This is a genomic window from Kitasatospora sp. NPDC057542 (assembly GCF_042801945.1).
GTDB lineage: Bacteria > Actinomycetota > Actinomycetes > Streptomycetales > Streptomycetaceae > Kitasatospora.
Genome location: NZ_JBHVFE010000246.1, coordinates 1 through 12,852 on the forward strand (window position 1 = coordinate 1; position 12,852 = coordinate 12,852).

Below are 12,852 nucleotides of genomic sequence, written 5' to 3' on the forward strand. Positions count from 1 at the left end.
GTCACGTCGCGGCCGACCGGAGCGCGGTGTTACGCCCCGGGGGCGAGGGCGGGGTGGTCAGCCCCGGGGATCGGGGGCGCAGCCAGTGCGGTCCGGTGCTCCAGCCGATGAGGAGCCGTTCGGCGCCCGCATCCGCCGTGCCGCCGTCCGCTCTACCCGCCGGCTCTGGCCGCCGCCTACGGGCGCCGTAACGGCGAGATCTGCCCCGGCGCATGGGAGGGCGCCGGAAATCCAGGTGCCGCCTTCTCGTCGGAGTCGTCGTGGGTCAACTCCACTCCGTGGCGCAGCAGCGTGTCGCTCTGATGATCGGGGTTCTGGTCAGCGGTCGAGACGCGCGCGCGTAGCCGATGAGCATGTGTCGGCATCTATCTGACGGACCGTTCTCCGACATCGGCACTCGACGCGCGTTACCGACACTGTCCGCCTGCGGGTTCGTGATCGCGGTGCCGAGTGTCGACAGACGGTCGTTTTTCGGTACCATCCCCCGCTGCCGGCCGGCTGTGAGCGCGGGCAGTTGGGGGGCGGGGGGGTTCAGCGGGTTTCGAGGATGTTCTTCAGGACGTCGAGGTTCTTCGCGGCTGCGTGCTTGACCCGGGGGCCGGCGATCGCGGCGATGGGCTTGAGGGCTCCGGTGGCGGTGAGGTGGAGGGTGTTGACCAGGCGGGTGGTGTGCTGTTCGAGCGGGGTCAGCCGGTAGGTGGCGGTTCCGGTGAACGGGCCGAAGTCACCGTCGACGGTCAGCAGGTTCGGGGGGTCGTATTCGGTGATGCGGAAGTGCTCCTCGGCCGGGCGCGGGAGCGTGCAGGTCTGGCGGTACGTCGTTCCGACCCCGATCGGTCCCGGGAGGTCTGCTCGGTGCGGTCGAGCGCGTAGTTCCAGCGCGGGAGGTTCTCGGGCCGTGCGAGGTAGGCGAAGACCTCGTCGGCGGGCGCGCTGATGGTCAGGGTGTTCTCGAGTTGCATGGTCGTTCCTTCGCTTGGCGCGCGGCCGACGGGTCGTGGCGTCAGTCGAGGTCGAGGCGTTTGTTGAGGGCCTTGCCCGAGGGCAGGGTGTCGATGAAGTTGTGCAGGAACGCGAGCATCGCGTCGACCTCCAGACCTTCGCAGGCGGCGTCCATCGAGGTGTAGAGGGACTCCTCGATCTCGGTGACGGCGGTGGCCAGGCGTTCGCCCTCGGGGGTGAGGCTGAGGTGGAGGTAGCGGCGGTCTTCGGCGTCGGTGCGGCGCTCGACCAGCCCGGCCGCGACGACGCGTTCGACCAGCCGGCTGGGGTTGGTGCCGCTCTCGCACACCAGGAGCTGTCCGAGCCCGTTCAGGCTCAGGGTGCCGTGCTGCTGGAGCAGGCGCAGCACCTCGGCCTGCGACGGGGTGATGCCGTGGGGTTTGAGGGCCTGGATCAGCAGCCGGTTGCCTTCGCGTTGGGCTGCCAGGATCGCGAACCGCAGGTGTTCGGCCTTACGCATGGGTGCCCTGTCGGGTGGTCGGGAGGGCGGCGAGGAAGTCCTTGACCGCGGCGGCGTAGGTGACCGGGTGGGAGAAGCGGAACATGTGGCCGGTGCGCGGCAGCGTGACCTCCCGGGCGTCGGGGATGCCCGCGAGCATGGTCGTGGAGGCGCCCTCGCCGATCAGCACGTCGTGCGAGGGGGTCAGGATCAGGGTCGGGACCTGGACCCGGCCGAGCACGTCGACGTAGTCGGCGGTCAGAGCGGCCCGCAGGCGGGCGCCGAAGGAGGCGGCCGGGGTGTTGACGAGGAACAGTTCGCGGCTGCGCGCCTCGCTCCAGGGCACCTGCCCCTCGCCGTCGAACGGGGAGGTGAGGCGGTGGGCGTGGGCGCGCAGCGTCAGCTGCCGGTAGAGCGGGCCGCGGGCCTTGCCGATCGCCTGCATCAGGGCCTTCCACGGCTTGGAGTCGACGGGGTTGGCTGCGAATCCGCCGGACAGGACCAAGGCACGCAGGCCCGGCGGGCGGCGGGTGGCGAGCGCGAGCGCGATGTTCGCGCCGAACGAGTCGCCGACCAGCACGTAGTCGTCCAGGTCCGCGATCGCGCTTTCGACGTGGTCGGCGTAGCGCTCGATGTCGTCGACACCCTCGGGCAGGCGCAGCGTGCGCTTGGGCGCGTCGCCGTAGGGGGCGAGCTGCTCGGCGCTCCACGGAGCGCCGGAGAAGCAGGGGATGAAGACGAGGGTCGGATTCTTCTCTGAAGTGTTCATATCGGACACATTACACGACATATGTGTCGTGACACATGCTATCTGGGTCACACTTGGAACCGCCCTGTGCGCCCGCCGGCCTCCCGGCGCGGTGTCGCGAGTCGAAGGAGGCAGGACTCCCGGGCCGATGACGTGGAGTGTCCGGCAGCAGGTTCACTCCTCCTCGACGTCCTCTTCGGCGGTGTGCGGGTCGCCCGGCGGGCGTTGCCGGCCGGCTGCCGGGAAGGTGCGGATCTCCTCCGCTGCCTTCGAGGGCGATCTGGGCGGCCTGTTCGGTCGCCGGGCCGCCGGACTCGGCGAGCTGCGAGACCTCGATCCGGTCGTCGCTGTCGCGCAGCGTGAACCGGGTCTCGTCCAGGAAGGCCTGGACGTCGGCGCCGGGTTTGTCCGAAGCGGCGAGCGCGGCCGCCTCGGTGTGGGGGCCGCCACTCTGTGCGATCTGGGAGACCAGGACGCGCTGGTCCTGCTCCAGCGGCGTCTTCCAGCCGGCCGTGATGAACGTGACGACGTCCTGGCCGGTGCCCGCGAGCGCGGTCTCGGCGGCCTTGCGCAGCCGGGGGCCGCCGACCGTCACCATCTGTACGGCGGCATCGCGGTTGTACTTGGCCTTGGCCTCGGCCTCGGCCTCGGCCTTGGCCAGTTCGCCGTCCTGCGAGTTCCGCGCGCACGGCCGCTATGACCGGCGCGGTGGCGGCGGTGTCGGCAGGACCTTGGCGGGCATGCCGGGGATGGTCACGGCATCACGGTTTCGCCCTGGCCCGGCCCCGGTCAGCCCGTCCCGCTCGTTGCCGCCCGCGCCCGGAGGGCATCGACGGCGAGGCGGGCGGTGGTTCCGATGGCGGCGTCGGCGGCGGGCAGGGTGATGGTGGTGGCGGCGGCGCGGGTGAAGACGGCGAGGGCGTAGCGGCCGCCGTCGGGGTATTCGACGACGCCGACCTCGTGGCGCAGCGTGGGGAGGGTGCCGGTCTTGCCGTGGACGCGGACGTCGTCGAAGGGGAAGCCGGAGGCCAGGCGGTGCGGCCAGACCTGGAGGCCGAGAAGGCGTCGCAGGGCGGCGCCGTGGTCGCCGGGGCAGGCGTCGCCGTGCCAGAGGGCGGCGAGCAGGGTGGTCATGTCGCGGGGGGTGCTGTGGTTGGTGAAGGCGGGGTCAAGGACCCTGAGGCGGGCGACGACGGCGGGGTCGACCGGGGAGTCCGAACCGGTGTCCTCGGCGAGGGCGGCGATGAGGTCGCGGAGCTTGTGGACGGCGACGGTGCGGCTCAGGCCGAGGTCGGCCATGGTGCGGTTGACGGTGTCGAGGCCGATCTCGTCCCACAGGGTGTCGGCAGCGGTGTTGTCGCTGACGGCTACGGTGAGGTAGGCGAGGTCGCGAAGGGAGAGGCGGGCGGCGTCGAGCATGGCGGCGAGGCCGGTCCCCCCGGGGGTGCGGCCGGCGGCGGGGACGTCGACCTGCCGGGCCAGGTCGATCCGTCCGGCGGCGGCCTCGCGGTACAGCGTCACGAGCAGGCAGACCTTGTGGACGCTGGCGGTGCTGACGGCGGTGTCGGCGCCGAGGCCGATCTCGGCACCGGTGTCGAGGTCGCGCGCGTGCAGCCAGCCGGTGACGCCCGCGTCGGCGAAGGCCGCGGCGATGCGGGTGCGCGCGGCCCGGCTGTGCGGGGGGCGGTCGCCAGCCGTGCGGTCGGCTCTCGTGCGGTCGCTGGTCACAGCGGGAACTCCATTGCGGGCCGGGGGTAGAGCGGGCGGTTGGGCGGCTGGGGCAGCAGGCCGCCGGGTCCGGTGAGCGCCTCGTGGGCGGCCTGCGCGAACAGCCGGACGGCGGGCCCGCCCCGCCCGGCCGGCCAGGCCGTGGAGGTCCGCCAGGCCAGCGGGGTGCCGGTCAGCGGACGCCAGACTGTACCCGGTGGTGGCGCGGTGCGCGGCACCAGGGCGACGGCGCTGCCGGTGAGCACGAGCGCGCCCGCGACGTCCGGTCCCGGCGGGTCGACGACGGCCTCGGGGGTGCAGCCGTGCCTGGTCAGCGTGGTGAGCACCTCGTCATACAGGGCCGGGGCCGTGGCGCGTGGGAAGAGGACCAGGCGCAGGCCGGTCAGTTCGGCCACCGCGAGCTCCGGGCGGTCGGCGTACGGACTGCGGGCGGCGAGCAGGACGCCGAGCGGCTGGTGCAGGACGGGGCCGAAGGCCAGTCCGTCGGTCGGGCAGGGGTGGCGGACGACGGCGACGTCGACGGTGTGCTGGGCGAGCTCGCGCACCACGGCCGCGACCGGCAGTTCCCGCAGTTCGAGCCGGGTGCCCGGGGAGGCGGTCTCGAAGCCGGTGAGCAGCGCGGCCAGGGTGGCCGGCCCGAGTTCGGGCGGGACGGCCGCGCGCAGGGTGCCGGCCCGTCCGCTGCGCAGGTCGGCGGCGGTGGCGAGGAGGCGGGCGGCGCTGTCCAGCGCCTCCTCGGCCTCGGCGAGCAGCAGCCGGCCCGCCGGGGTGAGGTCGACGCCTCGCGGGCCGCGGTCGAACAGGGTCACGCCGAGTTCGCGTTCGAGGCGCTGGATCCGCTGGGAGAGCGAGGGCTGGGCGATCCGCAGGCGCTCGGCGGCGCGGCCGAAGTGCCGTTCCTCGGCGACGGCGCGGAAGTGGCGGAGGTGCCCCAGCAGGTCCATGGGCAGCAATCATAGGTGTTTTCTTATCGTCCACTTCGCGATTGCGCTCTTGGACTGGGGAGTCGGCGGCCTGTTTAGCTGAGCGCGACGGCACGAACCACCTGGGAGACCACCGATGACGCCCGACCTTCACCGCCCCCGCACCGCGCTGCCCGCCGTGGCCCTGCTCGTGGCCGCACTGATCGGCGGGTGCGGTCGGGCGGGCAGCGCCTCGACGGCGCCGGCACCCGGCGCGACGGCGGCGCAGGCGCCCGCGACCGACTCGGCGGACGCCTCCTTCGCGGCACTTGAGCAGCAGTTCGGCGCCCGGCTCGGCGTGTTCGCGGTGGACACCGGCAGCGGCCGGGAGGTCACCTACCGGGCCGACGAGCGGTTCGCGTTCGCGTCCACGATCAAGTCGCTCGCCGCCGGGGCCCTGCTGCGAAAGGTGTCCGACGCGGACCTGGACAAGGTCGTCTCCTACCGCCAGGAGGACGTGCTGACGTGGGCGCCGATCACCTCGCAGCACGTGGCCACCGGCATGAAGCTGCGGGACCTGGCCGCCGCCTCCATCCAGTACAGCGACAACACCGCGGCCAACCTCGTCACCGCCGAACTCGGCGGCCCGGCGGCCGTCCAGCAGTCCCTGCGCGACCTGGGCGACTCCACCACCAGCGTCGACCGCACCGAACCCACCCTCAACGAGGCGACCCCGGGCGACACCCGCGACACCAGCACGCCGCGCGTCCTCGCCGCCGACCTGCGCCGCTACGTGCTCGGCGACGCCCTCGCGGAGGACCGGCGCGGGCTGCTGACGGGCTGGCTGGTCGGCAACACGACCGGCGGCCCGTACGTCCGCGCGGGGGTGCCCGCCGACTGGAAGATCGGCGACAAGACCGGCAACGCGGGCTACGGCACCCGCAACGACGTCGCCGTGGCGTGGCCGTCGGGCGGGCGCCCCCCGATCGTGATCGTCGTCCTGTCCGACCGCGGCAAGGCGGGCGCCACCTCCGACGACGCCCTGATCGCCCAGGCGACGAAGACCGTCATCAGCACCCTCGGCTGACCCTCCCCGACCGACCAGGAGCCCGACCGCGATGATCCGCCCCACTCGCCGGACCGCCACGGACGCCGACTTCGCCCGGCGTCGTCTCGCCCAGCTCGCCGTTCTCGGTCTCACCGCCGGGACCACGCCGGCCGCCCTGCCGGGCTCGGCCTCGGCCGCCGTCCCCTCGTCGGTGAAGGCACCGTCCGCCTCCCGCGCGCACTACGACCGCGCCCGCCGCCTCGCCGCCGACGACCCCGTGCTGCGGGCCCTGGTGACAGCGCTGACACCCGGCTCCGGCCTTCCCCCGCTACCCGCGCCCGAGCCCGTCAAGCTGTTCGACAACCTCGTGCTGCTGAGCGCGGGCTGGGTCTCGGCGATGGCGGTGCTGACGGACGACGGCATCGTGCTGATCGACGCGCTCACCTCACCCGCCGATGCCGAGGGAGTCATCATCCCCGGGCTGCGGGCGGTCGGCGCCGACCCGGCGGCGATCCGGCACGTCGTCGTGACCCACGGCCACGCGGACCACTTCGGCGGCGCCCAGACCTTCGCCGACCGCTACGGCGCCCGCGTGCACATGTCCCCGGCCGACTGGGACCTCCTCGACCGCACCCGCCCCGCCGACGCCCCCGTCCGCGACCTCGACATCGCGGACGGCGCGCAGCTCACGCTCGGCGGCACGACGATCGAGCTGCACCACACCCCGGGCCACACCCCCGGCACCGTGTCCCCGGTCATCCCGCTCCGGGCGGGCCGCCGGCACCACAGCGCAATGCTGTGGGGCGGCCTCAACCCGCCCTCGACGGTGGCGGAACTGCGCACCTTCCTCGCGTCCGTCCACTCCTTCCGGGCCGTCATGCGCCGGGCGAACGTTGAGGTCGAGCTCTCCAACCACCCGAACGACCACGGCCTCGAACGAGCCGAACAACTGCGGCACCAACCGCCCGGCGCCGCGAACCCCTTCCTCCTCGGCGGCCCCCGCACGCAGCGGTACATGGCGGTCATGGACGCGATGCTGCGCGGCCGCATCGCCGACGCGGAGGAAGCGGCGGGAGCGGAGGAAGTGGCGGGAGCGGCCGGGACAGGGGCCGGGGCGCGCGGAGCCCACACCGCGGCGGCGTCGCACGCCTGCTGCTGACCGCCCGCACCACGCGGCGGGCCGACGCCCCCGCCCAGCGCTACTTTCCGGTTCTGCGCCGCGTCCGAACACGTTCCCCGGCCACGGCGGCGGACCGGAAGTCCAGGACGCCGGTGAACGGCCCAGTCACCGTCAGCAGGACCTCTCGCGTGCACAGCGCCCGCCACCACTCACGGCCGACCGGGACCGGCCCGTCGAACCGGGTTCCACCGGCGGGGCGGCACACCGTCAGGCCCGGTGCGGCCGCGACGGCGGACAGCCCGAAGCCGGATCCCGCTCCAGGACACCCGCGTCACGCGACCGCCCCTCCTGCGCTGGACCGACAGTACCTTCCCGAACCACCCGCCGAGGGTCGCCGCCCAAGCACCGGGAGGAGACCCTCCGGGCGATTCGGCGGCTGCGCACCTCGGTTCCGCAGGACGGACACCGCGCCTCGGACCTCGACGTCGAGCTCAACGGCATCGCGTGGTTGGACATCGCGCTGTAGTACCACCCCCACGGCGGCCGCGTACCGCCGAACTGTGAATGAGCACCAGCGCGTCGCAGGTCCCCGGGTGCGTACGGAGCAGAGCGTCCCCGCGCCCGACGGCCGCGGTGCTCGGCCGGGCCGGCAGTTCGGGTGGAGGTCGGCCGCGGCTACCCGTGGAGGTGGACGGATCCGACGTGGTCCGCCCGGAGTTCGGGGGGTGAGAGGCCCAGGTCTCCTCCCGCGGGTGGGCCGACGGCCGGTGGCGGGGGTGCTCCGCGCCTCGTGGATCACATGTCGGCCTGCAGTTGCGTGAGGTCCAGCGGTGGCAGCCGTTCCAGTTCGGCGTTGGCAGCGGTCATGGCGGCGGCGTAGAAGGAGTCGCCGAGGACGGCCGTGACGGCGCCGGCGATCTCATCGCGTGTGGCGGTGAGTTCCAGCGCGCGGCCGAGGCCGCGGCGGGCGAACGCGGCAGCGTTGCCGGGCTGGTCGGCGAGAACGCCCAGGCCCAGGACGGGCGTTGCTCCCTGCACCGCGTCGAGCAGGGGGGCCCGTCCGCCGTGCGTCACGAACAGGTCCACGTGGCGAAGCAGAGCGGGTTGCAGGACGTGCTCGACGACCGTGATGCGAGCGTCCGTGCTCGGCAGGCCCCGCGCGAGGTCCCCCGCGGACACGATCGCATCGCAGCCGGTCGAGGAGAGGGCGGCCATGACCTCCCGGTACACGCTTCCCACGACGCTGCGCAGGCCGGGCATCGCGGTGGTCAGGGCTCACGTAGACGAGCGGGCGGGAGGACGGGGAGCGGTCCAGCCACTCGGGGACGGTGCTGCGGAACGCCGCGACGGTGCGCCGGACGGCGTGTGCGGTGGAGGGGGGCGTCTCTTGACATCCTCACCCGCCTAAAGGCGAGTGATTCCCGCCTGTCGCACCGTTGCCCGGTACGGCTTCGGGTGGGTTCCTGCTTCACCGCGCTGCGCCGGCACGAGTACCGGTCTCACCTGCGCTCCACAGGCCGGCACCGCCAGTCCGGCGGCCTTGGCGACGTTGACCGCCGCGTTGACATCCCGGTCCAGGACAGCCTCGCACGCCCCGCACGTCCACTCCCGGACATTGAGGGGTTTGGGGCCGTCCTTGACGCCGCAGTTCGAGCACACCTGTGAGGTCGGCTCGAAACGGCCTATCCGGTGGAAGGCACGCCCGTATCGCACGGCCTTGTACTCCAACATGGCCACGAACGCCGACCACCCGGCGTCGTGCACGGACTTGGCCAGACGCGTGCGGGCGAGTCCCTTCACCGCCAGGTCCTCCACCGCGACCGCTTGGTTCTCACGGACCAACTCGGTGGACAACCGGTGATGGAACTCGCGCCGCGCATCGGCCACCCGCGCATGCGCACGGGCGACCCTGACCCGGGCCTTGTCCCGATTCTTCGATCCCTTCGCCTTGCGGCTGAGCACCCGCTGCGCCTTCTTAAGCTTCTTCTCCGCGCGGCGCAGGAACTTCGGGCTGTCGACCTTCGTGCCGTCCGAGAGCACCGCGAAGTGGGCCAGACCCAGGTCGATGCCGACCACTGCGTCGGCCCCGGGCATCCGCTCAAGGTCGGCGGCCGGGTCGGTCTCGACCACGAAGGAGGCGAAGTACCGCCCGGCGGCGTCCTTGACCACGGTCACCGTGGAGGGCACCGACGGCAGCGAGCGCGACCACTTCACCCGTACGTCGCCGATCTTCGGCAGACGCAGCTTCCCGCCACCGGTGATTCTCCACCCGGCATTGGCCGTGAAGCGGATCGCCTGCCGGCTGTCCCTGCGGGACTTGAACCGGGGTGGTCCGGTCTTCGGCCGTTTGCTTTTGATGCCGTCGAAGAAGTTCCGGTATGCGGTGTCCAGGTCCCGCAACGACTGTTGCAGGATCACCGACGACACCTCGCCGAGCCAGGCATGCTCGGGGGTCTTCTTCGAGGCCGTCAGCCGCTTGGACAGCTCGGCCGACGTGACGAACGGCAGCCCGGCGGCGCGGGCGTCCTCACGGATACGGAGCGCGTCGTTGAAGACCACCCGGGCACACCCGAACGACCTTGCCAGGCAAGCGCGCTGACTGACGCTCGGGCACACGCGGAAGGCGTACCGAAGCTGCACGATGCTCACCGTAGCATCCTGGTTCATGTCACCACGCTGGAATCCGAACCCAGACGTGCGCACCGGCCGTCACGTCGTCCACCACCTGCACGTCCACTTGGTTTTCGTCACCAAGTACCGGCGCAGGGCCTTCACCGACGCCATGCTGACCCGCTGCGAAGAGATCATGCAGGACGTGTGTACGGACTTCGAAGCCGAGTTGAAGCAGTTCAACGGCGAGCAGGATCACGTACGCCTGCTGGTGCACCACCCGCCCAAGGTCCAGCTCTCCAAGCTGGTCAACAGCCTCAAAGGCGTCAGCTCCCGGCGTCTGCGACAGGAGTACGACAGCCACGTCCACCGCTACCTGTGGGGCGGCCGCTTCCGGTCCGGCTCCTACTTCGCCGGATCGTGCGGTGGCGCGCCACACACCGTCGTACGCCACTACATCGAGAGTCAGCAACGCCCGACCGTCTGACCCTCGCCCCGCAGGCGCAGAGAACTCCGGCGCTCCGCGCCTCCGAGACAAGGACGGCCTTCACCCCCGGCGTAAACGCCGGAGCACTGGCCAAGATCAAAGGTAGAACCACGGGACCGGCGCGGGAGTCAGTACCGGCGGCAGTACGGGGGTGTCCTGTCCGTGTCGCTTGTGGAGGGACGTCAACGCGGGCGCGATGTCGGTGTCCCAGAGGTCCAGGAGCAGCGGGCCCAGACCGTTGTCCGCTGCCCGTACGGGCAGCTGTAGGACCTTCGCCCTTCTCTGCGGGCGTTTTCGGCGTGCGTCGGTTGGAGGAGGGGCCGGCAGAGCCTTCCAGCGTTGCGGGCAAAGAATGCGCTGACCGGAGGCGGGTTGCACGGTGTCTGCGAGGAGGGCGGCCCGGGCCTCGACGATCGTGGCGAGGTTGGTCGGGGTGATGAGGTCGGCGTCGAAGGTCTCGGTCCAGCCGTTCGGCATGACGTCCGCGCTCAGGTAGGGGCCGTGGCCGGCTTCGCGCAGTTCGGTCAGGACTGTCTGCTCGACGGTGTGGGCTTCGGCGCCGGTGGCGAAGTGCCAGTCCCGGACGAGGGCCCGGGCGGTGAGGAGAAGGGGGTGGTGGACACGGGGTCCAGCCGGTCGTGCACGGAATCATCCTGTGGACGTGCACGGGGTGCCGCCGTCCGGGCCGGGGCCTTCCGTGCTCGCGGTCAGCCCTTGACCGCGCCGGCGGCAAGGCCGGAGGCGATCCTGCGCTGGACGATGAGGAAGAAGACCACAACGGGCAGGGCGGTCAGCGTGGCACCGTCTACTCCTTCATCGAGTCGTTCGCCGTCAACCGGTACAGCACCGGCCGAAGTCCCAGATGGCCGTCAGCGTGGTGACCATGAGCAGGATTGGCCTGATCACGGGAAGGGTGACGTGCCGGAAGGCCTGGAACGGCCGGGCACCGTCGAGCACCGCGGACTCCTCCAGCTCCGGCAGGACCTGCGCCAGCGCTGCCCGCAGGGTGATCGCCGCGAACGGCAGCGATCCCCACACGACGACCGCGACGATGACGGCGAAACCCTGCCACGGGTCGGTGAACCAGTTGCGCTTGGCCAGGTCGACCCCGGGCAGCCGGGAGAGCACCCAGTTCACCACGCCGAAGTCTGCGTCGAAGAGCCAGCGGAAGACCGATGCGGCGACCATGGCCGGCATCGCCCACACCATGACCAGCACCGCGGCGATGACGGCGCGCACCCACGGGGAGACGCGGCGCATCAGCAGCGCGGTGCCCAGCCCGCAGAACACCGTCAGGGCGACGCACACCGCGGTGAACAGCACCGTGCGGAACACCACCGTCCAGAAGAACCCGTCCCCGAGGATCCGCCGGAACTACTCCAGCCCCGCCCAGGGCGGCACCGCGCCGCTGAACAGCTGCTCGCGGGTCATGTCCTGGAAGGCGAGCACGACCATGTCCACGAGCGGGTAGCCGAGCACGAGGACGAGCGCGAGGACGGTGGGGCCGATCAGCAGGGACGGCAGCAGGGACGGCCGGCGCCGCCGGACCCGGTCAGCGCTCATTGATCACTTCGTCGATCCGCTTGTCGGCGTCCCGGGTGGCGTCCTGCACCGACACCTTGCCGTTGGCGATCCGTTCGAGCATCTCGGGCAGGATGTTCGACTTCTCCACCGACGTCCAGCCGGGGGCGAACGGAGTCATCCAGCCGCCGGTCGCGGCGGCCCGGGCGGACGGCCCGTTGATGCCGCCGGCGGCGACCTCGGCCAGCTGGGTGGTGTTGTTGGGCAGGGTGTTCGCGGCGATCAGCGCCTTCTGTGACTCCCGGTCGGTGAACATCTTGATCCAGTCGGCGGCCAGGTCCTTGCGCGACGACTTGGCCGGCACGGCCAGGGTGGAGCCTCCGAGGAACGGCGGCAGGAGCTTCCCGGACGGGCCGGGGAAGGGGAAGGTGGCGAACTTGTCCTTCAGCTTCGCATCCCCGCCGGAGCGCTCGTCGGCGGCGGCGCCGGCCTCCCAGGTGTTGCCGTAGAAGACGGCCACGTGGCCCTGGCCGGCGACGCCCGGCTGGTCGCCGTTGTCCTTGGCGCGGTCGCCGACGTAGTAGTTGTCGATCAGCCGCTTCCACTCGGTGAGCCCGGCGACGGAGGCCGGAGAGGACAGCGAGGACTTCCAGCGGCTGCCGTCCTTCACGGCGATCTCGCCGCCCGCGTCCTTCACGAAGGCCATGACCGCGTACCAGTAGCGGCCCGGCATGTAGAAGGCGGAGAAGTTCGGGTCCTCGGGGCCGAAGGTGTTCTTCAACCGGTCGAACGCCGAGATCAGCTCGGGGTAGGTCTTCGGGGCTCCGGGGACGCCTGCGCGGGTGAAGAGGTCGGTGCGGTAGACACCGACCCGGGCCCCGACGCAGTAGGGCACGCAATAGGTCTTGCCGTCGTTGCGGCACGCGTCGGCCAGGGCCGGCAGCCACGCGTCCGACTGGTCGAAGCGAGCCGGGTCGAGCGGGGCGAAAGCGCCGTTGACGATGTAGTTGGTGGTCTCGCTGTTGCCCATCTCCACCACGTCGGGCACGTTCTTCCCGGCGAGGACGGCGTCCAGCTTCTGGTTCTTGGTCGTCCACTGCTGGTACTGGACCTCGACCTGGACCCCGGGGTGGGCCTTGGTGAACCGGTCATTAGCCTCCGCCTTTCAGTTGGGCCTGGCTGAGCTCGGTTGATGGCACTGGCGACGCGTTGTGCCTGTGTGGGGGTGTGGGGACATGCCGAGGTCC

At 71.8% G+C, this 12,852-nt stretch carries 14 protein-coding genes and 1 pseudogene; 3 read left to right on the top strand and 12 right to left on the bottom strand.

The features are described from left to right. Positions 1–737: 737 nt before the first annotated feature. The 6 genes from ACFU7Y_RS26765 to ACFU7Y_RS26790 all read right to left on the bottom strand — a co-directional run bounded on the left by ACFU7Y_RS26765 (position 738) and on the right by ACFU7Y_RS26790 (position 4,861). Positions 738–962 carry an SRPBCC family protein gene (locus ACFU7Y_RS26765; protein ID WP_380769895.1) on the bottom strand — a complete coding sequence of 75 codons (225 nt, stop codon included), beginning with the start codon at positions 960–962 and terminating at the stop codon, positions 738–740. 41 nt (positions 963–1,003) lie between these two features. Beyond that, positions 1,004–1,462: a MarR family winged helix-turn-helix transcriptional regulator gene (locus ACFU7Y_RS26770; protein ID WP_380769896.1), complete on the bottom strand. Its 459-nt coding sequence runs from the start codon at positions 1,460–1,462 to the stop codon at positions 1,004–1,006. Next, positions 1,455–2,210: an alpha/beta fold hydrolase gene (locus ACFU7Y_RS26775; RefSeq protein ID WP_380769897.1), complete on the bottom strand. Its 756-nt coding sequence runs from the start codon at positions 2,208–2,210 to the stop codon at positions 1,455–1,457. Before ACFU7Y_RS26775 ends, ACFU7Y_RS26770 begins: the two co-directional genes overlap by 8 nt. A 10-nt stretch (positions 2,211–2,220) precedes the next feature. Further along, entirely contained in the window at positions 2,221–2,850 is a 630-nt protein-coding gene (locus tag ACFU7Y_RS26780) for an ALF repeat-containing protein (RefSeq protein WP_380769903.1), read from the bottom strand. 128 nt (positions 2,851–2,978) lie between these two features. Next, positions 2,979–3,842, bottom strand: a complete 864-nt coding sequence (locus ACFU7Y_RS26785) for a serine hydrolase (protein ID WP_380769904.1) — start codon at positions 3,840–3,842, stop codon at positions 2,979–2,981. Positions 3,843–3,913: 71 nt separating this feature from the next. Then, entirely contained in the window at positions 3,914–4,861 is a 948-nt protein-coding gene (locus tag ACFU7Y_RS26790; protein WP_380769898.1) for a LysR family transcriptional regulator, read from the bottom strand. 115 nt (positions 4,862–4,976) lie between these two features. Between ACFU7Y_RS26790 and bla the strand changes: the two genes are divergently transcribed. Continuing rightward, complete coding sequence (bla, locus tag ACFU7Y_RS26795) at positions 4,977–5,906, top strand: class A beta-lactamase (RefSeq protein ID WP_380769899.1); 930 nt, start codon at positions 4,977–4,979, stop codon at positions 5,904–5,906. A gap of 31 nt (positions 5,907–5,937) precedes the next feature. Then, complete coding sequence (locus tag ACFU7Y_RS26800) at positions 5,938–7,026, top strand: MBL fold metallo-hydrolase (protein ID WP_380769900.1); 1,089 nt, start codon at positions 5,938–5,940, stop codon at positions 7,024–7,026. A gap of 756 nt (positions 7,027–7,782) precedes the next feature. Here ACFU7Y_RS26800 and ACFU7Y_RS26805 read toward each other — a convergent pair. Then, on the bottom strand, positions 7,783–8,202 hold the full coding sequence (locus tag ACFU7Y_RS26805; protein ID WP_380769901.1) for a glycosyltransferase: 420 nt from the start codon (positions 8,200–8,202) through the stop codon (positions 7,783–7,785). A gap of 189 nt (positions 8,203–8,391) precedes the next feature. Further along, positions 8,392–9,627, bottom strand: a complete 1,236-nt coding sequence (locus ACFU7Y_RS26810; protein WP_380769905.1) for an RNA-guided endonuclease InsQ/TnpB family protein — start codon at positions 9,625–9,627, stop codon at positions 8,392–8,394. A 25-nt stretch (positions 9,628–9,652) separates the two neighbouring features. Here ACFU7Y_RS26810 and tnpA point away from each other — a divergent pair, with 25 nt between their 5' ends. Next, positions 9,653–10,084 carry an IS200/IS605 family transposase gene (tnpA, locus tag ACFU7Y_RS26815; RefSeq protein ID WP_224283760.1) on the top strand — a complete coding sequence of 144 codons (432 nt, stop codon included), beginning with the start codon at positions 9,653–9,655 and terminating at the stop codon, positions 10,082–10,084. Between the two features lie 96 nt (positions 10,085–10,180). On the opposite strand, the gene ACFU7Y_RS26820 is transcribed toward tnpA, so the two are convergent. From ACFU7Y_RS26820 to ACFU7Y_RS26835, 4 genes and pseudogenes are all read right to left on the bottom strand, one after another. Further along, a complete protein-coding gene (locus ACFU7Y_RS26820) occupies positions 10,181–10,561 on the bottom strand; it encodes a hypothetical protein (protein WP_224283761.1) in 381 nt (126 codons plus the stop codon). A gap of 354 nt (positions 10,562–10,915) precedes the next feature. Next, entirely contained in the window at positions 10,916–11,422 is a 507-nt protein-coding gene (locus tag ACFU7Y_RS26825; RefSeq protein ID WP_380769902.1) for a carbohydrate ABC transporter permease, read from the bottom strand. Between the two features lie 36 nt (positions 11,423–11,458). Further along, positions 11,459–11,647 carry a hypothetical protein gene (locus tag ACFU7Y_RS26830; protein ID WP_224283763.1) on the bottom strand — a complete coding sequence of 63 codons (189 nt, stop codon included), beginning with the start codon at positions 11,645–11,647 and terminating at the stop codon, positions 11,459–11,461. Then, positions 11,637–12,755 (bottom strand): annotated as a pseudogene (locus tag ACFU7Y_RS26835) (extracellular solute-binding protein); the annotation flags it as partial. The pseudogene ACFU7Y_RS26835 and the gene ACFU7Y_RS26830, both read right to left, overlap by 11 nt. Between the last annotated feature and the right edge of the window lie 97 nt (positions 12,756–12,852).

Coding starts and splice junctions, on each gene's coding strand:
- ACFU7Y_RS26765 (WP_380769895.1), bottom strand. CDS start 962: ATGCAACTCGAGAACACCCTGACCATCAGCGCGCCCGCCGACGAGGTC.
- ACFU7Y_RS26790 (WP_380769898.1), bottom strand. CDS start 4,861: ATGGACCTGCTGGGGCACCTCCGCCACTTCCGCGCCGTCGCCGAGGAA.
- ACFU7Y_RS26775 (WP_380769897.1), bottom strand. CDS start 2,210: ATGAACACTTCAGAGAAGAATCCGACCCTCGTCTTCATCCCCTGCTTC.
- ACFU7Y_RS26800 (WP_380769900.1), top strand. CDS start 5,938: ATGATCCGCCCCACTCGCCGGACCGCCACGGACGCCGACTTCGCCCGG.
- ACFU7Y_RS26830 (WP_224283763.1), bottom strand. CDS start 11,647: ATGAGCGCTGACCGGGTCCGGCGGCGCCGGCCGTCCCTGCTGCCGTCC.
- tnpA (WP_224283760.1), top strand. CDS start 9,653: ATGTCACCACGCTGGAATCCGAACCCAGACGTGCGCACCGGCCGTCAC.
- ACFU7Y_RS26805 (WP_380769901.1), bottom strand. CDS start 8,202: ATGGCCGCCCTCTCCTCGACCGGCTGCGATGCGATCGTGTCCGCGGGG.
- ACFU7Y_RS26770 (WP_380769896.1), bottom strand. CDS start 1,462: ATGCGTAAGGCCGAACACCTGCGGTTCGCGATCCTGGCAGCCCAACGC.
- bla (WP_380769899.1), top strand. CDS start 4,977: ATGACGCCCGACCTTCACCGCCCCCGCACCGCGCTGCCCGCCGTGGCC.
- ACFU7Y_RS26820 (WP_224283761.1), bottom strand. CDS start 10,561: ATGCCGAACGGCTGGACCGAGACCTTCGACGCCGACCTCATCACCCCG.